Origin of the sequence: Yoonia sp. SDW83-1 (assembly GCF_046762885.1) — a bacterium.
Lineage (GTDB): Bacteria > Pseudomonadota > Alphaproteobacteria > Rhodobacterales > Rhodobacteraceae > Yoonia.
This window is the reverse complement of the sequence record NZ_JBKQXO010000005.1, coordinates 120,919-145,186: the sequence shown is the minus strand read 5'-3', so window position 1 is coordinate 145,186 and position 24,268 is coordinate 120,919. Positions and strand designations below refer to the sequence as shown.

Sequence of the window (24,268 nt, the reverse complement as noted above, 5' to 3'; positions counted from 1 at the left end):
CCATGTGGGACCTGCTGCGTGCCCATCATGCCAAGGTTGCCGACCGCCGGTTTGAAACCCTTGTGGACGCGGATCGCGCTGCCGGTTTTTCGGCGCAGGCGGGCGATATGCTGCTGGATTATGCCAAGACCAACATCGACGCAGAGGGGCGTGCGCTGCTGATCGATCTGCTGGAGCGGGCAGGCGTTGCTGCCAAGCGCGAGGCAATGTTCACCGGCAAGCCGATCAATGAAACCGAAGGCCGGGCCGTGCTGCATACGGCCTTGCGCAATCTGGATGGCGATCCGGTTTTGGTGGATGGCAAGGACATCATGCCGGGTGTTCTGGAGACGCTGGCCCGGATGGAGGATTTCGCCACAGATATTCGTGAGGGCCGCCTCAAGGGGCAGGGCGGCAAGATTACCGATGTGGTGAATATCGGGATTGGCGGTTCCGACCTTGGGCCTGCGATGGCGGTCAAGGCGCTGGCGCCCTATCACGACGGCCCGCGCTGTCATTTCGTGAGCAACGTGGACCCGGCGGATATTGCCGGTGTGTTGCGCCAATGTGATCCGGCGACGACGCTGGTGATTGTCGCCTCCAAGACGTTCACCACAATCGAGACCATGACCAATGCCCGCACTGCGCAGGCCTGGATGGGTGAAAGCGTGAGCGATACAGGTGCGCAGTTCGCTGCCTTGTCGACGGCAGAGGACAAGACCGCGGATTTCGGGATCGATCCGTCCCGTGTGTTCGGGTTCGAGGATTGGGTCGGTGGGCGGTATTCGGTCTGGGGCCCGATCGGTCTGTCGCTGATGATTGCCATCGGACCACAGGCGTTCAAGGCGTTTCTGCGCGGCGGGCAGACGATGGACACGCATTTCTGCGCGGCCGCGTGGCATGAAAACCTGCCTGCGCTGTTGGCGCTGGTGGGGATCTGGCACAATCAGGTTTGTGGTTATGCCACCCGGGCTGTGTTGCCTTATGATAATCTTCTCAGTCGCTTACCAGCCTATCTTCAACAATTGGAGATGGAAAGCAACGGCAAGGGTGTCAGCATGGATGGCGCCGATTTGGAGGTTCCGTCCGGTCCTGTTGTCTGGGGTGAACCGGGGACGAACGGGCAACATGCGTTCTATCAGCTGATCCATCAGGGCACCCGCGTGATCCCTTGTGAATTTCTGGTGGCTGCGCGGGGTCATGAGGATGATCTGCACCATCAGCACCAGTTGCTGGTGGCCAATTGTCTGGCCCAGTCAGAGGCGCTGATGCGCGGGCGGACACTGGATGAGGCACGCGCAAAAGTGGCAGACCGGTTTGAGGGGGCTGAACTGGAACGCCAGGCCAAGCACCGCGTCTTTCCCGGCAATCGTCCAACGGTGACAATTGCCTACCCCCAACTAACACCGTTTGTGTTGGGTCAGATTATCGCGCTCTATGAACATCGGGTTTTCGTCGAAGGGGCGGTTTTGGGGATCAACTCATTTGATCAATGGGGTGTCGAGTTAGGCAAGGAACTGGCCACCGCCCTGCAGCCTGTGGTCGAGGGAAAGTCGGGGGTTGAGGGTAAGGATGGCTCAACTGCCGCACTTGTCGGGTTTTTGCAGAGGAACGGGGTGTAATCCACCGGTGGCTTTGCCATAAGGGCGCGGGGCGTCCAAAGAGGAAATGAGCGGAATGATCGCGCAATACGCACTCTACCTGATCGGACTTGTCCTGATCGTTGCGATGGTGTTTGAGTTCAGGTCGGGCAAAATTCCGAATTGGCTGACATTAGTGCCGTTTGTCTTGTTTATTGTCGTTGCTGTGACGGTCGAGGATCGATCAGCCCTGATCTGGCAATTGTTGCTGGCGGTGGCCGTTTTTGCTGTCGGTCTGCTTTTATTTGCCCTTGTGGGGTTTGGCGCCGGTGCTGTCAAATTGATGAGCGGTCTAGCGCTGTTTGTCCCGATGTCAGAGGTGCTGACCGCAATGGCAATTTTTGTCGGTTCGTTTTTCCTGACCGGATTTGTTGTGATTCAAATGCGAAGGTTCATTGGTAATGACGAAAGCGACTGGCATGTCCTGCGTGGACGAAGCACACCAATGAGTGTGCCATTAGCCATGACGGGCCTCGGCATCATTTTTGTGTTCTGATAGTGATTTATCGTAAGATGGGTTTGAACCCATCTTCACTTTAGATCGCCGCAGTCACGATGATCTCTACATGAAAATCGGGTGTTGCCAGTTTGGCCTCACCGGTCCAGCGGGCTGGTGCAGCGCCTTCGGGAACCCAGGCTTCCCATGCGGCATTCATTTCTTCGAATTGGCTGGCAATGTCGGAAAGCCAGATTTGCGCTGTCAGCAGGTTGGATTTGTCTGTGCCTGCCTCGGCCAGAAGTGTATCGATCTGCCCTAAGATGTCATTCGTCTGCTGGGTGATCGACGCACTCGGCGTGCCCACCTGACCAGCCAGATAGGCCACGCTGTTGTGGATGACCAGCTGGCTCATCCGCGGACCGACATGTTTGCGTGTGATATCCGGCATTTTGGACCTCATCTGGTTGAAAGTCATGGAGCGGGTAACGGGAATCGAACCCGTAACTGAAGCTTGGGAAGCTTTCGTGATACCTTTTCACCATACCCGCAGCGGGGATCTGGATACGCCCCGGCGCGGCCATCGTCAACGTATGTTTTGTGTACACTGGGAGGGCAAACTGACAGGCGGGGACAACCCCGCATCATGATGTCCGCGCCCGCCGCCGTCGCCCTTGGCGTTCGCTATTGCCTGAGTTGTGGTTCACGGTCGGTATATCTACGATACTCTTCAGGATCGGGAAGGGTTCGACCGCGTTGGGGATGGCGGACGCGTTGACGAAGTGTTCCTGAAAGCGCGGTTCGATCGCGGTTTCGATTTTGTGGATCTTGTGCACCACATCTTCGATCTCGCGCCGGGCGTCGGTATTGAGCAGAGCGATGCGTGCCCCGGTACCTGCCGCGTTGCCTGCACTGGTGACTTTATCCAGTGGTGCGTCGGGGATCATGCCCAGGATCATCGCGTGTTTCGGGCTGATATGCGCCCCGAACGCCCCGGCGAGGACGATCCGGTCGACCTTGTCCACGCCGAACTTGTCCATCAACAGCCGTGCGCCGGAATAAAGTGCCGCCTTGGCCATCTGGATTTGCCGGATGTCGGTGTTGGTGACGGTGATTTTTGGTCCGCCATTTTCGCTGCCGTCATAAAGCAGGTAGCTGTTGGTGCGTCCGTCCGGGAAGCAATTGGGCGATCCGGTCTGTTCGGCGGTGCCGATCAGCCCGGGCCCGTCGACGATGCCGGCAAGGCGCATTTCGGCGATCACCTCGATGATGCCGGATCCGCAGATGCCGGTGACGCCGGTTTGCGCGATGGCCGTGTCGAACCCCGGTTCGTCGGACCACAATTCACTGCCGATGACCTGAAACCGTGGCAGTTTTGTGACCGGGTTGATTTGCACATGTTCGATGGCGCCGGGCGCCGCCCGCTGTCCGCTGCTGATCTGCGCCCCTTCGAAGGCCGGGCCGGTGGGGGAGGAACAGGCAAGCACCTTGTTCTTATTGCCAAGGATGATTTCGGCATTGGTGCCCACATCGACGACAAGCACAAGATCTTCGGATTTGTCAGGGGCTTCTGACAGGGCGACAGCGGCGGCATCGGCACCCACATGCCCGGCAATGCACGGCAGGATATAGACGCGGGCGGCAGGGTGCAGGTTGAGTTCGAGTTCGACAGCGCGGAGCGATATCGCCTCTGACGTGGCAAGGGCGAACGGGGCCTGCCCCAGCTCGTAGGCGTCGATGCCCAGGAAAAGGTGATGCATGACCGGGTTACAGACAAAGACCGCGTCGACGATCAGTTTGCGGTCGATCCCGGCTTCGGTCGCGATCTGCACAAAGAGTGCGTTCATTCCTTCGCGCACCGCGCGGGTCATTTCCTCGGCCCCGCCGGGGTTCATCATGGAATAGCTGACCCGGCTCATCAGGTCTTCGCCGAACCGGATCTGCGGATTCATGATGCCGGATGACGCCACGACCTGACCGGAATGCAGATCACAGAGGTGCGCCGCGATGGTGGTTGACCCAAGATCGACCGCCAGCCCGTAGATGGTACCGTCGTAGAAACCGGACCAGATTTCCATGATCCGCGGGCTGAAGACCGCGTCGCCCAGATGCACGGCGACAGTGACCTTCCATTCGCCTTTGCGCAGGGCTGGCTGCAGGGTCTTCAGCACGCCAAGATCGGCCTCAAGCTCTGGCAGGTCCCAGTCGCGGCGGAGTGCGGCAACAAGTCGTTCCAGATCGCCGGAGGGGTCGTGCATATCCGGTTCCTCGACCTCGACGTAATAAAGCCGGGTGGAGGGGTTCATGATGATCTCGCGCGCTTCGGCCCGTTTGCGTACGACCTGTTTGTGGACCTGGCTTTCCGCGGGCACGTCGATGATGACATCGCTTTGGATCGTGGCCTGACAGCCAAGCCGCCGTCCTTGTTTCAGGCCGCGTTTTTCGTCGTATCGCGCCTCGACTGCGTTCCATTCCGATAGGGCGTCGTCGGCGACGCTGACCCCGTGTTTGGGAAATTCTCCGTAGGACGGCGTGATCTGGCATTTGGAGCAGATCCCCCGCCCGCCGCAGACCGAATCGAGATCGACCCTCAATTGCCGTGCGGCCGTCAGAACCGGGGTGCCGACCGGGAAATGGCCCCGCTTGCCAGAGGGGGTGAAGATCACAAGAGGGTCACTGGACATGGATACGCCTGTTTGTTGTTGGCCCATACATATCGTGTGATGCCGGTGGGGGAAGTCCCGAACCCGTCATAATAAATATGAAAACGGCCACTAAGGGTCATGACCCTACCGCAGGATATCTGTTCCCATGATCCAGACCGCCAGCGGGACGGGCAGGGTAAAGATGGCGATGGCGATGATGGTGTGGTGGGTTCGGAACAGTCGGCTCAGCCCGGCAGCTATCATAATGCCGCCGCCGCCGCCCAGCGCGATGTTGCCGGGCAGATTGATCAGTGCCCCTAACGTCACATAGCGATAGTTAATCAGGATCGGTGCCAGCCAGCGCGGCAACCGGTCGTTCAGCTTGGTCAGCCGCTGGTCGAGCGGTGTCGTCTTGATTGTGTGCAGCAAGGCGCAGACCCGGAACATATAAAGATCCGCGCAGAACCGGCTGAGCCGGTCAAGCGGGACGAACTGACCAAAGAGAAAGGCCAGCGACAGCCCTGTCAGGGTTGCCAGATACACATAAGGTGCGGCACTTGCCCCCTGGATCAGCAAGACCGCGATCCCGATTTCGACCCCCGGCAGGAACGGGATGGCCAGCATCAGCGTGTATCCGATCAGGACCAGTATGATCAGCCCGATCATCGCCCCTTTGGCGCTGTCGCTTTCCAGTTGTGCCACCTTTGCCGACAGCGCATCCATGCCGAGTTTGGCGAGCAGGACAATCCCGAAGATCACGCCAAGGCGCAGGATCAATCGGATCGCGCCGTAGCGCTGTGGCGCAATCTGCTGAGGCTCTTTCAGGGTCATGCCGCACTCTGTCGTGGGGGCCGGGCGGCAGCAACCCACATTCGGGTGAGTTTGCTCTTTCCGACAGGTGCGTTCCATGCAATAGGGACGTGCCAACGATGCCACCCAAGGAGACGGTTGATGGAAATTCGCGAGGCACTTACCTTTGATGATGTTCTGCTGGTGCCGGGGGCGTCGAGTGTCCTGCCATCCACCGCAGATACCCGCACCCGTGTCACCAAATCCATCACGATGAATATCCCGCTTTTGTCCAGCGCCATGGACACGGTGACCGAAGGCCGCATGGCCATTGCCATGGCGCAGGCCGGCGGTATTGGTGTTGTCCACAAGAACCTGAGTATCGAAGCGCAGGCCAAGGAAATTCGCCGGGTGAAACGGTTTGTGTCGGGGACTGTCTACAACCCTGTGACCCTGCGCCCTGATCAGACCCTGGCCGATGCCAAGGAACTGATGGAGCGTTATCGCATCACTGGTTTTCCTGTGGTCGGCGAAGGCGGCAAGGTCGTTGGCATTGTCACCAACCGCGACATGCGTTTTGCCACCGATGATGAGACCCCTGTCAGTGTCATGATGACATCCGAAAACTTGGCTGTTCTGACCGAGCCTGCTGATCTGGATGAGGCCCGGTCACTGATGCAGGCGCGCCGGATTGAAAAGCTGTTGATCACGGACGGGCAGGGCAAGTTGACGGGTTTGCTGACCTTGAAAGACAGTGAGCAGGCCGTTCTGAACCCGATTGCCTGCAAGGATCATCTAGGTCGACTGCGCGTCGCTGCGGCCTCTGGCGTTGGCGATGCCGGATTTGAGAGGGCCGAAGCGCTGGTGGATGCGGGTGTGGATATGATTGTAATCGACACGGCCCATGGTCATTCGGAAGGTGTGGCCAAGGCGGTTGAACGCGCCAAGATGTTGTCGAATGAGGTGCAGATCGTAGCCGGCAATATTGCCACTGGGGCGGCCGCGAAAGCGCTGATCGGCGCGGGTGCAGATGCCGTGAAGGTTGGGATCGGGCCCGGATCAATCTGCACGACCCGTATGGTCGCAGGTGTCGGTGTGCCGCAACTAACTGCGATTATGGATTGTGCCGAAGGCGCCGGCGACGTGCCGGTGATTGCTGACGGCGGCATCAAGTTTTCCGGTGATTTTGCCAAGGCGATTGCCGCCGGTGCATCCTGCGCCATGGTTGGATCGATGATTGCCGGGACCGATGAAAGCCCGGGCGAGGTCATCTTGTATCAGGGACGCTCGTTCAAATCCTATCGCGGTATGGGCAGCCTTGGGGCAATGGCCAGCGGCTCTGCTGATCGGTATTTCCAGAAAGAGGCCGCCAGTGACAAACTGGTCCCCGAGGGGATCGAGGGGCAGGTGCCCTATAAGGGGTCAGCGCATGCCGTTGTTCACCAGTTGGTTGGGGGCCTGCGTGCAGCAATGGGATATACCGGCAATGCGACGATCGACGAAATGCGCCGGAATTGCCATTTCGTGAAGATCACAGGTGCTGGTCTGAAAGAAAGCCATGTGCATGACGTGCAGATCACCCGCGAAAGCCCAAATTATCGGGTTGGCTGAATAATGACCCCCGGCGCACGCGTTGCAGCGGCCATTGAGATACTGAATCAGGTGCGCGGCGGGATCCCCGCAGAACGCGCCCTGACCGCATGGGCACGCAACAGTCGTTATGCCGGGTCCAAGGATCGCGCGGCTGTCAGGGATCATGTGTTTGATGCTTTGCGTGCGCGACGGTCGCTTGGCGACGGGGACGGTCGTGCGCTGATGGCTGCGATGGTATTGCGTGATGGTTTGGACATTGACGCGCTGTGTAACGGCGAAGGTCACGCACCCGCGCCATTGACCGATGCCGAACGGTCTGCGGCTGCCGTGACCGACCCGTCGGCGTTGTGTGACCTGCCTGATTGGCTTTGGCCGCTATGGCAGGAAAGTTTGGGTGATCAGGCTGAAGCCGCTGCACATGCCCAGCAGGCGCGCGCAGCGGTCTTCCTGCGGGTCAATACGCGACGCGGTGATCGGAAGAGCGCCATCAGGATGCTTGCTGATGACGGGATACTGGCCGTTCCGCATGGATCGGTTCAAACCGCCTTGCGCGTCATTGAAAACCCCCGTCGCATCAAGATGTCGCAGGCGTATCTGAACGGCTATGTCGAATTGCAGGATGCGTCGTCCCAGCATGCGGTGGCACGAGTACCGGTGCCCGCTGATGCGCGGGTGCTGGATTACTGCGCTGGCGGTGGGGGCAAGGCGCTGGCCTTGGCTGACATGTATGATTGTCAGGTTGTGGCCCATGACATTGCGCCGGACCGGATGAAAGACCTGCCGGTTCGTGCAGACCGTGCGGGCGTGCGGATTGAAACCCGCACTACAGCGGCACTGGCTAGCGCGGCGCCCTTCGACGTGGTGTTTTGCGATGCGCCTTGCAGTGGCAGCGGGACTTGGCGCCGGACGCCGGACGCAAAATGGCGATTTTCAGAGGATGATCTGGCGCGGTATCAGGATATGCAGACCGAAGTTATCCTTTCAGCGGCAGATCTGACCCGGCCGGATGGCCTGTTGGCTTATGCGACCTGTTCAGTCCTGCGGCAAGAAAACGATGCGATCATCGACAAGTTTTTGAAAGCACGGCGCGAATGGCGTGTTTTATGCCGTGAACAACTGATGCCCTGTGATGATTGGGACGGTTTTTTCCTGTGTTGTTTGACCCGCGACAATAACAACCTGTGATTGCGTTTCCGATTGCGCTATGCTGCTTAAGGATTGATTAATCCTTGATGCGATAAGTCTAAAACAAATGCGTGATTGAGGTTCGTGTGTGCCATCTGACCAGTTGATTGAGATCCCGCCAGGTGCAAGGCTGCGGCGCTTGCCGATTTCCGCAGTGTTACTGCTGTTCGCGGTGACGTGTTTTATTGCTGCCGCATTGGTGCCAATGATCGCACTGCGATATGGCCTGCTGATTGCGGGCGGCATCTCGCTGTTGCTAGCCCTGCTGCTGGCCGCGCGATATCTCGTTTTGGGACGCTTGAATGAGGATCTGACAGCCGCTGCGACTCTGCTGATCGCAAAGGATGCTGACAGTGCCTTCGTGACCGATGCGGCATGCATCGTTCAGGGTGCGAACGGCCCATCGCACGCGCGATTTGGCCAGACAATTGGTCAGTCGATGCGCCAGGTTCTTGGCACATTGATGGCCCAGCCAGATGGTTTGATGCAGCGCGTGAAGGAGCGTGTTGCCGCAGGAGGCCACAGCAAAGAGGATATCGTGACCCGCAGCGGTCATTTCCGGCTGAGCGTTTCGGCCATTGGCGACGGCGCCATGTTGTGGCGGCTCGATGATCTGGAAGATACAAGATACGCGCCCTTGGGCACTGCAAATATCAACCTGCCACATCTGCAAATCAGCGCGACGGGGACGGTTGCACAGATCAACGACGCCGCGCGCCGCCTTTTGGGAGGACGGCCCAAGACGCTGTCAGATGTTATCGAAGATCTGCCGGTCCGTGCCGGTCAGGTCCACAAAATCAAGACGACCGGAAACCGGACAACGGCGGTTGTGGCAGAAGTCACGGGGCGTGGCGGTGAGTGTGATATCTATCTGCTGCCCGATACCGGCACGACGGCCCCCAGAAAATTCAATGCTGGCTGGGACGCGATCGAGGATCTGCCGGTTCCTTTGATGAAGATTTCACCGGATGGTGAAATTCTGGCCTCCAACCGCGAGGCGCGGCAATTGCTGAATCTGCAAGACACAGCGGGTAAACGCATGGCTGACGTGTTGGACGGGCTGGGGCGCCCGATCAATGATTGGCTGCGCGAAGCCGCTGAAGGGCGCGGCGGCAACGTCTCACAATTTCTGCGCGGGCGCAGTGAAAACCAGGATACGTTTGTGCAGGTCACGCTGAATATCTCAGGTGAGACCGCGGATACCCACCTCATTGCCGTGCTGAACGATGTGACTGAGCTCAAGACGCTCGAAGCACAATTTGTGCAAAGCCAGAAGATGCAGGCCATCGGTCAACTGGCCGGGGGCGTGGCACATGATTTCAACAACCTGCTGACGGCAATTTCCGGGCACTGTGATTTGTTGTTGCTGCGCCATGACGAGGGCGACCAGAACTATGGCGATCTGATCCAGATCCATCAAAACGCCAATCGGGCAGCCAGTCTTGTGGGCCAGTTGCTTGCGTTTTCCCGCAAGCAGAACCTGCAGCCCGAGATCATCGATTTGCGCGATACGCTGTCTGACCTGACCCATCTGCTGAACCGATTGGTGGGTGAAAAAGTCACGTTGCTGCTGAACCATGACCCGGCACTGGCCCAGATCAAAGCCGACCGCCGCCAGTTGGAACAGGTTCTGATGAACCTGGTGGTCAATGCGCGCGATGCCATGCCCAAAGGTGGTGAAATCAGGGTGGTGACTGAAAACCTGTCGCTAAAGACTCAGATGGTCAAGGATCGGGCCATCGTGCCGCCGGGCGAATATGTTGTGGTGAAGGTCATTGATGAAGGTCATGGGATTCCAGCGGAAAAACTGCCAAAAATCTTTGAACCCTTCTATACGACCAAGCGTGTCGGTGAGGGGACCGGCCTGGGGCTTTCGACGGCGTACGGGATCGTGAAACAGACCGGCGGTTACATCTTTGCCGAAAGCGAAGTGGACAAGGGGACGCAGTTTTCCTTGCTTTTCCCCAGCTATGATCTGCCTGTTGCAGAACCGCTTGAGGTGGCCACATCTGCACCCCAACCGATCAACACCGAAGCCGAGGGCGTTGTTCTTTTAGTGGAAGATGAAGCGCCGGTGCGGGCCTTTGCGTCACGTGCCTTGCGTCTGCGAGGTTACACGGTTCTGGAGGCCGATTGTGCAGAGGCGGCACTGGAGATGCTCAACGACACTGAACTGGGCGTCGACATTTTTGTAACGGATGTGATCATGCCTGGCATGGACGGGCCCACCTGGGTGCGCGAAGCATTGGTTGACCGACCCGATACGAAGGTGGTGTTCGTTTCGGGCTATGCCGAGGATGCTTTTGGCGATGATCAGTCGCGGATACCGAATTCAGTCTTTTTGCCCAAGCCATTTTCGCTGAATGCGCTAACTCAGACAGTGCAGGGTCAATTGCAGGACCGCCGGATGACGGCGTAGCGGCTTTGTCGTCTAGTTTGCGGGTGAACCGAAGATAGAGTGATGCGGTCTTTTTTGGAGCGGCCAGGGACGATGAAGCAGTAAGATAGACAATCGCGTTCGTATGCTGAACCCGTCTGCACCTCCGGTAAGACAATCGAGATAGTGGGCGCAGATTTGCCCCTGCGATTGATGAATGGTGATCGTCATGCGTCGTTTCTGACGTGGCAGTGTTGATCCGCGCTGCTCACCGCCGGTTGACGCCAAGCTGTCAGATTGGTTTCGGCCAGCCGTTTTTCTTAATTAGAAAGGGCGACCAGATGTGCCGCTGATCCGGTCAGGGCGGCGTAATCGTCTTCGATCACGTGCACGGCGAAGTTGCTCATGAAGCCCGCAAACCGCCCTTTGTCGCGGAAGGCCTCGCCAAAGCCGAATGTTGACAGATGCGGTGCAAAGGCACGGGCGACGCCGCCGACCAGATAGACACCCCCAAAGGGCAGTTGAATCAAGGACAGGTTGCCACAAACCGTGCCGAGAATACGGGTGAACAGGCGCGCAGCCTCGACCGCGCGTTCATCATTGCCATCGGCGCAGGCGGTCATGATATCTTTGGCCGCGCGTTCGCGTGGATCGTCCGCCTCGTTGCCGAGAAACGCATAGACCCGTTCCAGACCGCGCCCCGAAAGCACATCTTCGACCGCCGGGAACCCGTGCGCTGTCGAAACGAACTGGCACAGCCGCAGCTCCATCTCGTTGCGGATGGGCAGGTTGGCGTGGCCACATTCGGACGGGGGCACCATGCGCCCGCTTTCAAGATCGAACACCGGTGCCGCGTTAAACCCAGTGCCGACGCCGACCACCAGTTTAGCGGCATTGTTTTTCGGCTCTGGCCCAGTCAGGATGCTGCGGATATTGGCGGGGTCCAAATGGTCGAGCGCATGGCCCTGCGCCTGCAGATCATTTAGGATGGCGACCGTTTCGGCACGTGTCGCACGGCCAAGCGTCTCCTTGTCGATGGTCCAGTCAAGGTTGGTCATCGCCGCTCGTCCGTCACGCACAGGGCCGGCCACGGCCACACAAGCGGCGATAGGATCAACGCCGTCCTCGTCAGCGATGTAGCGTTTCAGGACGGATTCAAGCCCCGGAAAATCGCTGTTGCTGTAGCGGCGCACGGTGCCGTCGACAATGCGGCGCCCGTCAGCCAGCGCGACGCGTGTATTGGTGCCGCCAATATCGGCGACCAGCGAATAGGTGTTGTCGGGATGGCTCATGGTGATCCTTAACGCGCGATGGCGGCTTTGAGCGCGTGATAGGACGCTTTGGGTGTCCGCTTCAAGGTCTCGAAATCCACATGCACGATCCCAAAGCGTTTCTCATACCCGAAGGCCCATTCGTAGTTGTCCAGAAGTGACCAGTAGAAAAAGCCCTGCACGTTGGCGCCGTCAGCGATAGCACGTTTGGTTGCCAGCATGTGGTCCGAGACGAAGGATGTCCGCTCGGGGTCGTAGACGGCACCGTTTTCAACGGTGTCGTCCCAGGCCATTCCGTTCTCTGTCACGTAAAGCGGCAGGTCGCCCACATAGTCGCGCGACAATCGCGTCAGGAAATGGTGCAGGCCGTCCGGGTAGATTTCCCAACCCATCTGCGTGGTGGGCAGGTCGCCCTCAACTGATGTGAGATGTGGCCAGGCGCTGTCTGGATCGTGCAGGACACGATGCCGGGTGTAATAGTTGACGCCGAGCCAGTCCATTGGTTGGCTGATCAGTTCCATGTCGTCCTGCCAGCCAGTGGGCATGTGGGGTTCGAAACCGGCCAGCACCTCTTTGGGGTAGGTCCCCTTGGTGGCGGCTTCGATGAACCAGCGGTTGAAGATGGCGTCTTGTAGGTTGGCGGCGGCTGCCGCTTCTGGCGTATCATCGGCGGGGGTAGTGTGATCGAAGTTCAGCACGATGCCGCAGTTTTGCATCCCCTTGGCGCGCAACCGTTCCAAGGCCGTACCGTGGGCCAGCATGATGTGATGCATGGCCCGCGCTGTGGCGCGGAGGTCGCGCAGACCTGGCGCGTGGTGGCCAAGAAAATGCGACACAAAGGCCACGCACCACGGTTCGTTGATCGTGGCAATGGCCGCGACCCGGTCGCCGATCTTGTCGGTGATTACATCAGTAAAGTCGCCAAAAAATTCGCAGGTATCGCGGTTCGCCCATCCGCCCTTATCCGCCAGTGTTGAAGGCAGTTCCCAGTGATAGAGTGTCTGAAATGGCTTCAGACCCCGTTCAAGCATCGCATCGACCAGCCTGTCGTAGAAATCAAGCCCTTCGGCATTGGGTGTTCGCCCGTCCGGCATGACCCGGGCCCAGGAGGTCGAAAACCGGTAGGCGTCGAGCCCGGCATCTTTCAGCAGATCAAGGTCTTCGGGGTAGCGATGGTAGTGGTCGCAAGCCAGCGCGCCATCTTCTGCGCGCACGACATTGCCGGGCGTTGCGGCAAACGTATCCCAGTGAGTTGATCCGGCCCCGCCGAATTTGTGGCCTTCGATCTGGTATGCGGCGGTCGCGGCCCCGAAAGTGAAACCTTCGGGGAAATCGGAACGTTTGAAGTCCATAATCAGTCCTTTCGGGGGGCCGGGCCGGTCGAGCCGCCCACCATCAGTTCAGCCTCGAGCAGGGTCGCCTTTGGTGTGCCGCCGGGGTTGGCAATGATGTCGAGCAATATATGCGCCAATTGCCTGCCTGCCTCGCGCACCGATGACCGGGTTGCGGTGAAAATCGGAACGTCCCCGCCATTCTGCAGATAAGACAGGGCATCGTCATGGGTGATGATTGATACATCACGCCCGATGGTCAGCCCCTGTTCTTCGACCGCGCGCCGCGCCCCCAGCGCGCTAATCAGTGATGAGGCAAGGATCGCCGTTGGTGCGTTTGTTTCCTGCAGCATATCACTGGTGGATTGGTAGCCAAAAACCTCGGTCATTTCGCCAGAACGCATCAGTGCAGGGTCTACTGCGACGTTGTGCGCACGCAGGGCAACTTCGTACCCTGCGCGGCGTCTATGTGCAAAATCCATGACTTCCAGACCGTTGATCAGGGCAATCCGTCGGTGCCCCAGATCAAAAAGAAACCGGGTGGCCCGCTCAAAGGCACTGCGATTGTTGACGTCGAGCCATGCATAGGGGGTTTCGCACCCCGTGGCGCGACCGTGGACGGCGAAGGGCAAGCCTAATTCCTGCAACAGCGGGATGCGCGGATCGTTCATGCGCGGGCCATGCACGATCACGCCATCGACAGCCCGCCGCGATTTAAGGCCGCGATATATCTGGTGTTCGTCCTCGTCGGCCACAATCGACAGGATCATTTCATAGCCGTGGCGCGCATATGTTTCGCCTGCGCCAGCGATGAAATCGCCGAAGATCGGGTTTACCATCTCATGCTTGGTGGACATCGGGATGACATGGCCGATGGCAAGCGCCTTGCCGGTGGCCAAACCCTTGGCGCGGGTGCTGGGGCGGTAGTTGAAGGCCTTTGCTGCTTCCTCGACCCGGGCGCGTGTGGCGGCACTCACCTCCGGGTAGCCGTTCAATGCGCGGCTGACCGTGGTTTGGCTAAGTCCCAGATTCTGTGAGAGTTCTTTGAGGTTCATACCGGTTTTTCGCCAAAGCGCTTTCAATTATGACGGCCGAAAGGGGCCGTCAGAAAAATCTCCGTAATCGTTTCAGTATCGGCGATGCCTCCGGATTCCAAGTATTTTTTTCGAGCGCTTTGGCCGGTTGACAGTAGGGTCAACTTGGATGAGGGTAGGGCATCCAAAGCGCTTTGGCTATGATTCCAAATTGCTGCAGGAAAGCCAAAGCATGGTAACATGCAAACGTAAGTCACGCGCAATGACGCGCGATTGGGAGGACATTCAATGAAAACGAAACTGTATGCCGGTGTGGCAGCGGTTGCCCTGACTGCAGGTGCCGTTCAGGCCGAGCAGATCACTGTTTTTGGCCCTTGGCTGGGCCCCGACCAGGAAAATGTCGAAAAGGTGCTTGCGGCGTTCGCCGAAGCGTCTGGTCACGACGTGCGCTACACTGGTTCAGACAGCTTCGAGCAGCAGATCCTGATCGATGCCGAGGCGGGGTCTGCCCCCAACGTGTCTGTCTTTCCGCAGCCCGGTCTGGCGTCCGACATGGCCAGCCGCGGTTTCTTGACACCGCTGCGCGATGGCACGGACGACTGGCTGCGTGAAAACTATGCCGCTGGTCAGTCCTGGGTTGATCTGGGCACCTATGCCAACGACAACGGCGAAGACGGGCTGTACGGCTTCTTCTACAAGGTCGATGTGAAGTCACTTGTCTGGTACATCCCCGAGAATTTCGAGGATGCAGGGTACGAAGTGCCTGAAACCATGGAAGAATTGAAGGCGTTGACGGATCAGATCGTAGCAGACGGCGAGACGCCGTGGTGCATCGGTCTGGGCTCTGGCGGTGCAACGGGTTGGCCAGCGACCGACTGGGTCGAAGACATGATGCTGCGCACGCAGCCGCCCGAGGTGTATGACGCATGGGTCAGCAACGAGATGCCGTTTGACGCGCCAGAAGTCGTAGCCGCCATCGAAGAGTTCGGTGCATTCGCCCGCAATGACGACTATGTCGCCGGTGGTGCCGGCGCAGTCGCGACAACCGACTTCCGCGACAGCCCCAAGGGTATGTTCGCCTCACCCCCGCAGTGCTACATGCACCGGCAGGCATCGTTCATTCCGGCCTTCTTTCCTGAAGGAACTGAAGTGGGCGAGGATGTCGATTTCTTCTACTTTCCGGCTTATGCCGAAAAGGATCTGGGGTCTCCCGTTCTGGGGGCTGGCACACTTTGGGCCATCACCAACGAGAACGAAGCAGCACATGAGCTGATCGCGTTCCTGCAGACACCCGAAGCGCACGAGATCTGGATGGGTCTGGGTGGTTTCCTGACACCGCATACTGGTGTTGATCTGGCTGCATTCAGCGATCCGACACTCGGTAAGATGAACGAGATCCTGCTGGGCGCGACAACGTTCCGCTTTGACGCATCTGACCTGATGCCCGGTGGTGTTGGTGCTGGGTCGTTCTGGACCGGCATGGTCGACTATGCTGGCGGTAAGGATGCGGGCGAGGTGGCATCGGCCATCCAGTCATCCTGGGACTCGCTGAAGTAAGCCTGACGGGCTTCAAAGCATTGGGACGGTCCGGCCACCGGGCCGTCCCCACCAAAACATAGCCTAGGGAGGGGACTATGCATCCAGCATTACTTGGTCTTGTGACCATTGTGGTCGGTGTCGGCGGTTGTTTGGCGTATTTCTACTTTTCCAACCTCGTTCTGGACAAGTTCATCTTTCCCGCGAAGGGCACGGATGCAGGCCGGAACATCAATCGCGCCAACATGGTCCGTCCCTGGCTCTTTCTCTTTCCTGCTATCCTGGCGCTTGGTCTTTATCTGGCTTATCCGGTCGTCGCGACCTTGTGGTATTCCCTGACCGACCGTGATCAGGGCGGTGCCTTTGTCGGGCTGGCCAATTACAACCAGATGTTTGGCGAACCGAAATTCTGGGAAGCCATGCGCAATAACATGCTTTGGCTGATTATTGTTCCTGCTGCCTCGACCGCATTTGGATTGCTGGCAGCCCAGCTGACGGATCGGATCAAATGGGGCAGTTTTGCGAAATCCCTGATCTTTATGCCGATGGCGATTTCATTCGTCGGTGCGGCGGTTATCTTCAAGCTGATTTATGACACCCGCCCTGTGGATCAGAACCAGATTGGTGTGCTGAACGCTGTCTGGCTGCAGTTCGAAGGCGGTATCGGGTCGTTTCTGATCCTGCGATTGTTGCCAGGCCTGTTGACGATTTGCGCGGCTGCAGCTGCGTTGTTCGTCGCCTATGGGCAGTTTAGGGCGGCAATGGAAAGCCGCGGCGGGGCCTTTGCCAAGACCATGCATGGTGTGCTGATCGCGGTACTGGTCTTTGTTGCGTTGGCGTGCCTATCGTTGACTTACGGGGCCTTTACCAATGCCCATCCTTACGGTGAACCGCAGACGTGGTTGACTATCCCCGGATGGAACTCTTTCTTTTTGATGATCGTCCTGATTTGGATTCAGACAGGCTTTGCCATGGTGATCCTGTCTGCTGCACTCCGCGGTATCCCCGAAGAAACGGTTGAGGCGGCAATTGTGGACGGGGCCAACCCGTTTCAGGTGTTTTTCAAAATCAAGATGCCGCAGATCGCAGGTACCATTGTAGTGGTCTGGACGACGATCACCTTGGTGGTGCTCAAGGTCTTTGACATCGTGTTTGCGATGACCAATGGCCAGTGGGAAACACAGGTTCTGGCCAACTACATGTTCGATAAACTGTTCCGCGCCAATGACTGGGGGGTCGGTTCGGCCAGTGCCATGATCATCATGCTGCTGGTCAGCCCGATCCTGGTCTGGAATGTCTACAACGCCCGGAAGGAGATGCGGTAATGGATAATATTGCTGGCAGCAAGTCGAGCCTTGGCTGGGCGGTACAAATCTCGGTCGTGCTTTTGGTGGCGTTGTGGCTGTTTCCAACGGTGGGTCTGTTGGTGTCGTCTTTCCGGACATCGGATCAGATTTCCAGTTCCGGCTGGTGGCAATCGCTGTTTCCCACCGAGCAGAACATGACCCTGCGCACCACTGACCCGGATAACGAAGGTGCTCAGACGCTGGTTGATGGCGTTTACACTGTTTCGGGCAATCTGTTTGGCGAGCCGGGCGATGCGGAGATCAGTGTTTGGGGCACGTCATCCCGCGCGATTGATGTTTATACACCCGGCGAAACCGCCGATCTGGGTGATGGTGAAACGATCACCGTGCAAGCGAATGGCGATTATGTCTGGACCGGAACCGAGGAGCTTTCAGGTCGAGGCCAACGGGCTTTTGTGACGGCGACAACGCCCCCCGACTTTACGCTGGACAACTATGAACAAGTCCTGCTGAGCGACAATGCGACGGATAGTATGGCCAAGGCGTTCTTCAATACGCTGACTGTGACGATCCCGGCGACCATCATTCCGATCGTGATTGCAGCCTTTGCTGCCTATGCGCTGGCCTGGATGGATTTTCCGGGGCGGGCCATTCTGATCGCCATGGTTGTGGGCTTGCTGGTTGTGCCCTTGCAACTGGCGCTAATCCCCCTCTTGAAACTGCATTTGGATATCGGCATCGGGAAAGGGTATTTAGGCACCTGGATGGCCCATACCGGGTTCGGGTTACCGCTCGCCATATACCTCTTACGCAACTACATGGTCGGCCTGCCCCGCGACATCATCGAAAACGCTAAGGTGGACGGCGCGACAGATTTCCAGATCTTTACCAAGATCATCCTGCCGCTATCCTTCCCGGCACTCGCATCATTTGCGATCTTCCAGTTCCTGTGGACATGGAATGACTTGCTGGTCGCCAAGGTGTTCCTGATTGATGCGACGGGCGATACGACTGTGATGACCAATCAGATCGTGGAGCTTTTGGGCACACGGGGTGGCAACTGGGAAATCCTGGCCACGGCAGCCTTCGTGTCGATTGCGGTGCCGCTGGTCGTGTTCTTTGCCATGCAGAAATACCTCGTCCGCGGCCTGCTGGCCGGGTCGGTGAAGTAAGTGACAACCGTCCCGGGCTTGGCCCGGGACCTCAACCACGCCGCTCCGAAGAGGTCCCGGGTCAAGCCCGGGACGGGGCCGCGATAGGAACGACATTGATGAACACGAACCTGGCCACACAGCCGGACATGGCCATCGACAAGGACTGGTGGCGCGGTGCAGTGATCTATCAGATCTATCCGCGCAGTTATCAGGACAGTAATGGCGATGGGGTGGGCGACCTCTTGGGGATTGTCCAGCGGCTGCCCTATATCGCCTCGCTTGGGGTTGATGCGATCTGGATATCGCCCTTCTTCATGTCGCCGATGAAGGATTTCGGCTACGACGTGAGCGATTATTGCGATGTTGATCCGATGTTTGGGTCGCTGGCTGATTTCGATGCTGTGGTGGATACGGCGCATCGGCTGGGCATTCGTATGATGATCGATCTGGTGTTGAGCCACACGAGCGACCAACACCCCTGGTTCGGTGAAAGCCGTTCCAACCGGACCAACCATAAGGCCAACTGGTATGTCTGGGCTGATCCAAAACCGGATGGAACGCCACCCACCAATTGGTTGTCGATCTTTGGCGGATCCGGTTGGCAGTGGGATGCCCGGCGCGAACAATATTATCTGCACAATTTCCTGGTGTCTCAGCCTGATCTGAACTTTCACGAGCCTGCCGTGCAGGATGCGCTGCTGGATGTCGCCCGGTTCTGGTTGAACCGGGGTTGCGACGGGTTCCGGCTGGATACGATCAATTTCTATATGCATGACGAACAGTTGCGCGACAATCCGGCGCTGCCCCCGGAAAAGCGTAATGCGACGATTGCTCCGTCAGTGAATCCCTATAACCATCAGGAACATCTGTACGATAAGAACCACCCGGACAATGTGAAGTTTCTGGCGCGGTTGCGTGAAGTGATGGAGCCCTATGGTGCTGCCGCCGTGGGTGAGGTGGGCGATGCCCAGCGTGGTCTTGAGATCATGGGCGAATACACGGCCGGCGATGATCTGATGCAGATGTGCTATGCCTTTGAATTCCTGTCCAAGGACCAGCCAACCGCCGCCCGTATTGTCGAGGTCATGAACCGCGTGGATGAGGTCGCTGCCGATGGCTGGGCGTGCTGGGCTTTTTCGAACCACGATGTGATGCGCCATGCCAGCCGCTGGAACCTGCCACCGGCGGCCCAGCGTATGTTTGCGACGCTGATCATGTGCCTGCGCGGCTCGGTCTGTTTGTATCAAGGCGAGGAACTGGGGCTGCCAGAGGCTGATGTGCCGTTTGAGGCGTTGCAGGACCCCTATGGCATTGAGTTCTGGCCGGAATTCAAGGGGCGTGACGGCTGCCGGACCCCGATGGTGTGGGAGCCGAGCAACCAGAATGGCGGGTTTTCATCCGCAAAACCTTGGTTGCCCGTCGCTTCTGAGCATCTGCATATGTCCGTTGCCGCACAAGAGGACGAGCCGGGCGCGCTGCTGCACCATTATCGCAAGGCCATCGCGTTCCGCCATTCGCACCCGGCTATCAGTGTCGGTGCGCATGACGGGCTGCGCGCCAAGGGCGATGTGGTCTATTTCACGCGCACTTCCGGCGACCAGATGATTTTCTGTGCATTTAACGTGAGTGAAACACCATCCGATTTCGATCTGCCCGAGGGGGAATGGACACCGATTGGTGCCGAACTGGGTAGTGCGCATGTATCTGCGGATGGACGACTGCATCTTGGGCCGTGGCAAGTCTGCCTCGCGCTCAAGCGATAAGAACATGAAGGGGAGTGAGACATGGCCGATCTGAAACTGGTGGATGTTGCCAAGACCTATGGCGGCACAGTGGATGTGCTCAAGAACATCAATCTGGACATCAAGCAGGGTGAGTTGATTGTTTTTGTGGGCCCATCAGGCTGCGGGAAATCCACGCTGCTGCGCATGATTGCGGGGTTGGAAAAGATCACCGGGGGCACGTTGGAGATCGATGGCCAATTGGTCAACGATGTCCCACCAGCGCAGCGCGGCATTGCCATGGTGTTCCAGTCATACGCGCTTTATCCGCATATGACGGTGCGCGATAACATGTCCTTTGCGCTGAAACTGGCCAAAAAATCCCCGCAGGAGATTGACGAGGCCGTCAACCGGGCGGCGAAGATCCTGCAATTGGATGAATATCTGGATCGCCTGCCCAAGGCTTTGTCGGGTGGTCAGCGCCAGCGTGTAGCGATTGGCCGTTCTATCGTGCGCGATCCGAAGGTGTATTTGTTTGACGAACCGCTGTCGAACCTTGATGCAGCCCTGCGTGTCGCGACTAGGATCGAGATTGCGCAGCTGAAAGAATCCATGCCCGAAAGCACGATGATCTATGTCACCCACGATCAGGTCGAGGCGATGACGCTGGCCACTCGGATCGTTGTGCTCGCCAACAAAGGTATCGCGCAGGTCGGATCACCGCTGGAGCTCTATGAGCGCCCGGAGAACGAGTTTGTGGCCCAGTTCATTGGCTCACCGGCGATGAACTTGCTGAGCGGTGAGATTGTCGAAACCGGTGCGCAAACCAAAGTAAAACTTGATGATGGCGGCAGCGCGGTTTCCGCAGTGCCGACCGAAAGTTCCGATAAGGGGCTGAAGGTCAATATCGGCGTCCGTCCCGAGGACATGATCCTGACGGAGGGCGATGATTATCTGTTCTCTGATACGGTCAGCATTGTCGAGGCGCTTGGCGAGGTCACACAGCTTTATTTTGAACCACCGCGCGCTGATGCGGACACAGATACAGTGATTGCCAAGCTGCCTGGTATTCACACAGATATCCGGGGAAAGGCCCTGAAATTCACGGCTGATCCCGCCAAGGTTCAGATCTTCCACAACGGCAAATCGCTCTACTATCGTTAACAAGTTCGCGGTTGCCAGTGTCGCGTCGATGTGATCGCATCGGCGCGATTTCTATTTGGGGTGAGCGATGAAAGTACCTGAGAACACACTGAAAAAGGCGTTGGTCGCGGGCCGGGTGCAGCATGGGCTATGGCTGACGACCGGGTCACCTGTGGCTGCGGAAATTGCCGGTGATGCCGGTTTTGACTGGTGCCTGATTGATGGTGAGCATGGCCCCAACACGATCACCGATATGTTGCCGCAGGTGCAGGCGTTGCGTGCCACAGGGACGCCGGTTGTGGTGCGGATTGCCAGTGCAGAGGTCTGGATGGTCAAGCAGGTGCTTGATCTGGGTGTGCAGACAATTCTTGTGCCCATGGTCGATGATGCTGCAAAGGCGGATGAGATGGCGCGGGCCATGCGCTATCCACCGGATGGCATTCGCGGTATGGGAGCCTTGCTCGCACGGGCGTCCGGATTTGGGGCTATCGCCGACTATCCAACGGCCGCCAATGCGCAGATGTGTCTGCTGGTGCAGGCTGAAAGTGTCACGGCCGTTGACAACATTGATGCCATCGCAACCACGCAAGGGGTTGATGGTGTTTTTGTCGGTCCGGCTGATTTGTCCGCAGATATGGGGTATCCCGGACAGCCCGACCACCCAGAAGTGACCAAGGCGATTGCGCATCTGATTGCCCGAACGGTCGCTGCAGGCAAGGTCGCCGGGATCGTCACCTTTGATGAAAGCCAGTTCCAGACCTATGCCGATATGGGGGTCACGTTCCTGGGTGTTGGTGGCGATGCGCTGGTGCTGAATACCGCCTTGCGCGGGCTGGCAGCCCGCGTCAAAGCTTCCTGATTTTCAAGGTCGTGATCCGGTTTTGATCCTTGCTGACCACTTCGAACCGGAAGCCATGGAAGGAGAACACCTGACCTTCCAGCGGGATCATCTGCGCTTCGTGGATGACCAGCCCGGCAACTGTGTTTGCTTCTTCGTCGGGCAGGTTCCAGTCATGTGACCGGTTCAGGTCGCGGATGGTCATGCCGCCATCAACCAGATATGCGCCATCTTCTGTCTCTTCGATCTGGTCTTCTTCGTGATCGTCAAATTCATCGGCGATTTCGCCCACAATCTCTTCGAGAATGTCCTCAAGCGTGATCAGACCTTCGAGCCCGCCATATTCATCCACCACCAGCGCAAAATGGGTCTTTCGTTTAAGAAAGTTACGCATCTGTTCATCAAGCGTTGTGGTTTCCGGGATGAAATAGGGCTCCATCGCGACCCGCATCACATCGAACTTTGCCAGGCCTTTGATGTCATCATCGCCAGCAAGCAGCTTGTGCATGGCGCGCAGCAGATCCTTGGCGTGGATCACGCCAACAATGTTTTCCTGATTGTCCTGGAATAAGGGCAGGCGGGTATGCTGGCTGGTCAGAATCTGGGCGAGGATATCTTCGGGCGGCATGGCCGCATCAATCATCTCGATCCCTGAACGATGCAGCATGACCTCTTCCACGGTACGATCGTTCAGATCGAGCGCGCCAAGGATGCGGTCGCGGTCTTCCTTTTCCACAATCCCTTCGGAATGACCCAGTGACAGCGCCCCGGCGATTTCTTCACGGACGGCCAGGATGTGGCTGTCGGGGTCCGTGCGGACGCCGAACAGGAACAGGACACCGCGCACCAGATAGCGGACGGCCGTCACGATGGGCGAGAATATCAGAACGATCAGCCCAATAGGCGCGGCCACGCGGGACGCGACGGTTTCAGGGTATGTGATGGCAAAGGTTTTTGGCAGGACCTCGGCAAATATCAGGACCAGCAAGGTCATGATCAGGGTTGCGGCGGCGACCCCATTCTGGCCGAAGAGCTGGGTCAAAACGGCTGTCGCCAATGAGGTAGCGAGGATATTCACCACGTTATTGCCCAACAGGACCGAGCCGATCAGCCGTTCATTATCTTCGGTGATCTTCAGCGCGCGTTCGGCACCTTTCGATCCCTTGTCGGCAGCCGTCCGCAGTTTGCCCCGCGACGCGGCGGTCAGCGCCGTCTCGGACCCCGAGAAGAACCCGGACATCACCAGGAGAACAAGAATAGCAGCAGCCGTGATCCAGAAGGCGGCGTCAGAGATCGAGGATTCCATCAGAGGCTTTCACATAAAGACATTGCATTTATGGGGGTTAGACGTGCCAGCTTCAAGCCTTGGAAGGCTTTGCCAGCGGGTGATGATCCAGCACCAGTTCCTTGAGCCGGGCATCCAGAACGTGGGTGTAAATCTCGGTCGTGGCGACATCTGCATGACCCAGCATGGTCTGGATAGAGCGCAGATCGGCCCCGCCCGCCAGCAGATGCGTGGCAAAGGCATGCCGCAGAGTGTGTGGGGTGACCCTTTCGGGCGACACGCCGCCAGCGACGGCAAATTCCTTGATCAGTCCAAAGAACCGTTGCCGCGTCATATGCCCCGCAGCCCCGCGCGAGGGAAACAGAAACTTTGACGGCGGTTTGCCGTTTTGGCGCGCCGCCTCTTCTGCGGCGTCGCGTTCGACCAGATAGGCGGCAAGTGCAATGCGTGCGGGTGGCGAAATCGGCACCAGCCGTTCCTTGCCGCCTTTGCCGCGTACCAGCAGCATACGTGGATCACCGCGTGCGGCAGAGACAGGCAGGCTGACCAATTCGGTCACGCGCATCCCGGTCGCATAAAGCAGTTCCATCAGGCAGGTGTTACGCAACCGGTCGCGTGGCGAGTTGCGGGCCGCATCAAGCAGTCGGTCCACTTCTGCAATCTCCAGCGTTTTTGGCAGCCGTTGTGCCCGGCCGGGCCCCTTGATCTGGATCGCTGGGTTGTCGTCGCGCCAGCCTTCGTCAAATGCGAAACGGTAGAGTTGCTTGATCGCCGATAGCCGCCGGGCACGGGTGGACTTGGCCAGACCTTCGGCTTCGCAATCAATCAGATAGCTTTCGATATCGTCCTGTGCAGCGATGCCATAATGCAGCGATTTGTCTGCCAGCCATTCCGCAAATGCCTGCAGATCGCGGGCATAGGCCAGTTGTGTGTTGGTAGCGGCGTCCAGTTCCGCAGCTTGCGCCTCAAGAAAGGTTTGCACCCAGCGCGCCATCGGCTGTGCG

Annotated in this window: 19 protein-coding genes and 1 tRNA gene; 11 read left to right on the top strand and 9 right to left on the bottom strand. The window is 58.3% G+C overall.

The genetic code is table 11. The features are described from left to right. The first annotated feature begins 2 nt into the window (after nt 1-2). Nucleotides 3-1,601 (top strand): glucose-6-phosphate isomerase, encoded by a 1,599-nt coding sequence (gene pgi / locus ACFWW4_RS08315; RefSeq protein WP_411890403.1) that lies wholly within the window; start codon nt 3-5, stop codon nt 1,599-1,601. A 55-nt stretch (nt 1,602-1,656) separates the two neighbouring features. Then, the gene (locus tag ACFWW4_RS08310; protein ID WP_411890402.1) at nt 1,657-2,115 is read left to right on the top strand and encodes a prepilin peptidase; all 459 of its coding nucleotides are present in this window, start codon (nt 1,657-1,659) and stop codon (nt 2,113-2,115) included. A 40-nt stretch (nt 2,116-2,155) separates the two neighbouring features. Here ACFWW4_RS08310 and ACFWW4_RS08305 read toward each other — a convergent pair whose 3' ends face one another. The 4 genes from ACFWW4_RS08305 to ACFWW4_RS08290 form a co-directional block, all read right to left on the bottom strand. After that, entirely contained in the window at nt 2,156-2,506 is a 351-nt protein-coding gene (locus ACFWW4_RS08305; RefSeq protein WP_411890401.1) for a RidA family protein, read from the bottom strand. Between the two features lie 26 nt (nt 2,507-2,532). Beyond that, a tRNA-Gly gene (locus ACFWW4_RS08300) sits at nt 2,533-2,606 on the bottom strand. 93 nt (nt 2,607-2,699) lie between these two features. Next, nucleotides 2,700-4,739: an ASKHA domain-containing protein gene (locus ACFWW4_RS08295; RefSeq protein WP_411890400.1), complete on the bottom strand. Its 2,040-nt coding sequence runs from the start codon at nt 4,737-4,739 to the stop codon at nt 2,700-2,702. 105 nt (nt 4,740-4,844) lie between these two features. Continuing rightward, complete coding sequence (locus ACFWW4_RS08290) at nt 4,845-5,531, bottom strand: hypothetical protein (protein ID WP_411890399.1); 687 nt, start codon at nt 5,529-5,531, stop codon at nt 4,845-4,847. A 120-nt stretch (nt 5,532-5,651) separates the two neighbouring features. Between ACFWW4_RS08290 and guaB the strand changes: the two genes are divergently transcribed. The 3 genes from guaB to ACFWW4_RS08275 all read left to right on the top strand — a co-directional run bounded on the left by guaB (nt 5,652) and on the right by ACFWW4_RS08275 (nt 10,686). Then, entirely contained in the window at nt 5,652-7,100 is a 1,449-nt protein-coding gene (gene guaB, locus ACFWW4_RS08285; protein ID WP_411890398.1) for an IMP dehydrogenase, read from the top strand. A gap of 3 nt (nt 7,101-7,103) precedes the next feature. Beyond that, a complete protein-coding gene (locus ACFWW4_RS08280; protein WP_411890397.1) occupies nt 7,104-8,267 on the top strand; it encodes an RsmB/NOP family class I SAM-dependent RNA methyltransferase in 1,164 nt (387 codons plus the stop codon). A 205-nt stretch (nt 8,268-8,472) separates the two neighbouring features. Then, on the top strand, nt 8,473-10,686 hold the full coding sequence (locus tag ACFWW4_RS08275; protein WP_411890540.1) for an ATP-binding protein: 2,214 nt from the start codon (nt 8,473-8,475) through the stop codon (nt 10,684-10,686). Nucleotides 10,687-10,964: 278 nt separating this feature from the next. Here the strand turns inward: ACFWW4_RS08275 and ACFWW4_RS08270 are convergent, their stop codons facing one another. The 3 genes from ACFWW4_RS08270 to ACFWW4_RS08260 are packed head-to-tail and all read right to left on the bottom strand — an operon-like array spanning nt 10,965 to nt 14,301. Then, nucleotides 10,965-11,936, bottom strand: a complete 972-nt coding sequence (locus ACFWW4_RS08270) for a glucokinase (RefSeq protein ID WP_411890396.1) — start codon at nt 11,934-11,936, stop codon at nt 10,965-10,967. Between the two features lie 8 nt (nt 11,937-11,944). After that, nucleotides 11,945-13,267, bottom strand: a complete 1,323-nt coding sequence (locus ACFWW4_RS08265; RefSeq protein ID WP_411890395.1) for a GH1 family beta-glucosidase — start codon at nt 13,265-13,267, stop codon at nt 11,945-11,947. Nucleotides 13,268-13,269: 2 nt separating this feature from the next. After that, nucleotides 13,270-14,301 (bottom strand): substrate-binding domain-containing protein, encoded by a 1,032-nt coding sequence (locus ACFWW4_RS08260; RefSeq protein ID WP_411890394.1) that lies wholly within the window; start codon nt 14,299-14,301, stop codon nt 13,270-13,272. Nucleotides 14,302-14,568: 267 nt separating this feature from the next. Here ACFWW4_RS08260 and ACFWW4_RS08255 point away from each other — a divergent pair, with 267 nt between their 5' ends. The 6 genes from ACFWW4_RS08255 (at nt 14,569) to ACFWW4_RS08230 (ending at nt 22,000) form a co-directional block, all read left to right on the top strand. Continuing rightward, a complete protein-coding gene (locus ACFWW4_RS08255; protein ID WP_411890393.1) occupies nt 14,569-15,837 on the top strand; it encodes an ABC transporter substrate-binding protein in 1,269 nt (422 codons plus the stop codon). 77 nt (nt 15,838-15,914) lie between these two features. Continuing rightward, nucleotides 15,915-17,141, top strand: coding sequence for a carbohydrate ABC transporter permease (locus ACFWW4_RS08250; RefSeq protein ID WP_393929032.1), 1,227 nt, complete (start codon nt 15,915-15,917; stop codon nt 17,139-17,141). After that, a complete protein-coding gene (locus tag ACFWW4_RS08245) occupies nt 17,141-18,295 on the top strand; it encodes a carbohydrate ABC transporter permease (RefSeq protein WP_411890392.1) in 1,155 nt (384 codons plus the stop codon). Before ACFWW4_RS08250 ends, ACFWW4_RS08245 begins: the two co-directional genes overlap by 1 nt. A 128-nt stretch (nt 18,296-18,423) precedes the next feature. Next, nucleotides 18,424-20,040, top strand: a complete 1,617-nt coding sequence (locus tag ACFWW4_RS08240) for an alpha-glucosidase (RefSeq protein ID WP_411890539.1) — start codon at nt 18,424-18,426, stop codon at nt 20,038-20,040. A gap of 21 nt (nt 20,041-20,061) precedes the next feature. Further along, entirely contained in the window at nt 20,062-21,162 is a 1,101-nt protein-coding gene (locus ACFWW4_RS08235) for an ABC transporter ATP-binding protein (protein ID WP_411890391.1), read from the top strand. Nucleotides 21,163-21,229: 67 nt separating this feature from the next. Then, on the top strand, nt 21,230-22,000 hold the full coding sequence (locus ACFWW4_RS08230) for an HpcH/HpaI aldolase family protein (RefSeq protein ID WP_411890390.1): 771 nt from the start codon (nt 21,230-21,232) through the stop codon (nt 21,998-22,000). Here ACFWW4_RS08230 and ACFWW4_RS08225 read toward each other — a convergent pair. Continuing rightward, the gene (locus ACFWW4_RS08225; protein ID WP_393929022.1) at nt 21,987-23,285 is read right to left on the bottom strand and encodes an HlyC/CorC family transporter; all 1,299 of its coding nucleotides are present in this window, start codon (nt 23,283-23,285) and stop codon (nt 21,987-21,989) included. The genes ACFWW4_RS08230 and ACFWW4_RS08225 overlap by 14 nt on opposite strands. A gap of 52 nt (nt 23,286-23,337) precedes the next feature. After that, nucleotides 23,338-24,258 carry a site-specific tyrosine recombinase XerD gene (locus tag ACFWW4_RS08220; RefSeq protein WP_411890538.1) on the bottom strand — a complete coding sequence of 307 codons (921 nt, stop codon included), beginning with the start codon at nt 24,256-24,258 and terminating at the stop codon, nt 23,338-23,340. Between the last annotated feature and the right edge of the window lie 10 nt (nt 24,259-24,268).

Excerpts from the sequence above, each read along its gene's own strand:
- pgi (WP_411890403.1), top strand. The coding sequence starts at position 3 with ATGTGGGACCTGCTGCGTGCCCATCATGCCAAGGTTGCCGACCGCCGG.
- ACFWW4_RS08310 (WP_411890402.1), top strand. The coding sequence starts at position 1,657 with ATGATCGCGCAATACGCACTCTACCTGATCGGACTTGTCCTGATCGTT.
- ACFWW4_RS08305 (WP_411890401.1), bottom strand. The coding sequence starts at position 2,506 with ATGCCGGATATCACACGCAAACATGTCGGTCCGCGGATGAGCCAGCTG.
- ACFWW4_RS08295 (WP_411890400.1), bottom strand. The coding sequence starts at position 4,739 with ATGTCCAGTGACCCTCTTGTGATCTTCACCCCCTCTGGCAAGCGGGGC.
- ACFWW4_RS08290 (WP_411890399.1), bottom strand. The coding sequence starts at position 5,531 with ATGACCCTGAAAGAGCCTCAGCAGATTGCGCCACAGCGCTACGGCGCG.
- guaB (WP_411890398.1), top strand. The coding sequence starts at position 5,652 with ATGGAAATTCGCGAGGCACTTACCTTTGATGATGTTCTGCTGGTGCCG.
- ACFWW4_RS08280 (WP_411890397.1), top strand. The coding sequence starts at position 7,104 with ATGACCCCCGGCGCACGCGTTGCAGCGGCCATTGAGATACTGAATCAG.
- ACFWW4_RS08275 (WP_411890540.1), top strand. The coding sequence starts at position 8,473 with ATGATCGCACTGCGATATGGCCTGCTGATTGCGGGCGGCATCTCGCTG.
- ACFWW4_RS08270 (WP_411890396.1), bottom strand. The coding sequence starts at position 11,936 with ATGAGCCATCCCGACAACACCTATTCGCTGGTCGCCGATATTGGCGGC.
- ACFWW4_RS08265 (WP_411890395.1), bottom strand. The coding sequence starts at position 13,267 with ATGGACTTCAAACGTTCCGATTTCCCCGAAGGTTTCACTTTCGGGGCC.
- ACFWW4_RS08260 (WP_411890394.1), bottom strand. The coding sequence starts at position 14,301 with ATGAACCTCAAAGAACTCTCACAGAATCTGGGACTTAGCCAAACCACG.
- ACFWW4_RS08255 (WP_411890393.1), top strand. The coding sequence starts at position 14,569 with ATGAAAACGAAACTGTATGCCGGTGTGGCAGCGGTTGCCCTGACTGCA.
- ACFWW4_RS08250 (WP_393929032.1), top strand. The coding sequence starts at position 15,915 with ATGCATCCAGCATTACTTGGTCTTGTGACCATTGTGGTCGGTGTCGGC.
- ACFWW4_RS08245 (WP_411890392.1), top strand. The coding sequence starts at position 17,141 with ATGGATAATATTGCTGGCAGCAAGTCGAGCCTTGGCTGGGCGGTACAA.
- ACFWW4_RS08240 (WP_411890539.1), top strand. The coding sequence starts at position 18,424 with ATGGCCATCGACAAGGACTGGTGGCGCGGTGCAGTGATCTATCAGATC.
- ACFWW4_RS08235 (WP_411890391.1), top strand. The coding sequence starts at position 20,062 with ATGGCCGATCTGAAACTGGTGGATGTTGCCAAGACCTATGGCGGCACA.
- ACFWW4_RS08230 (WP_411890390.1), top strand. The coding sequence starts at position 21,230 with ATGAAAGTACCTGAGAACACACTGAAAAAGGCGTTGGTCGCGGGCCGG.
- ACFWW4_RS08225 (WP_393929022.1), bottom strand. The coding sequence starts at position 23,285 with ATGGAATCCTCGATCTCTGACGCCGCCTTCTGGATCACGGCTGCTGCT.
- ACFWW4_RS08220 (WP_411890538.1), bottom strand. The coding sequence starts at position 24,258 with ATGGCGCGCTGGGTGCAAACCTTTCTTGAGGCGCAAGCTGCGGAACTG.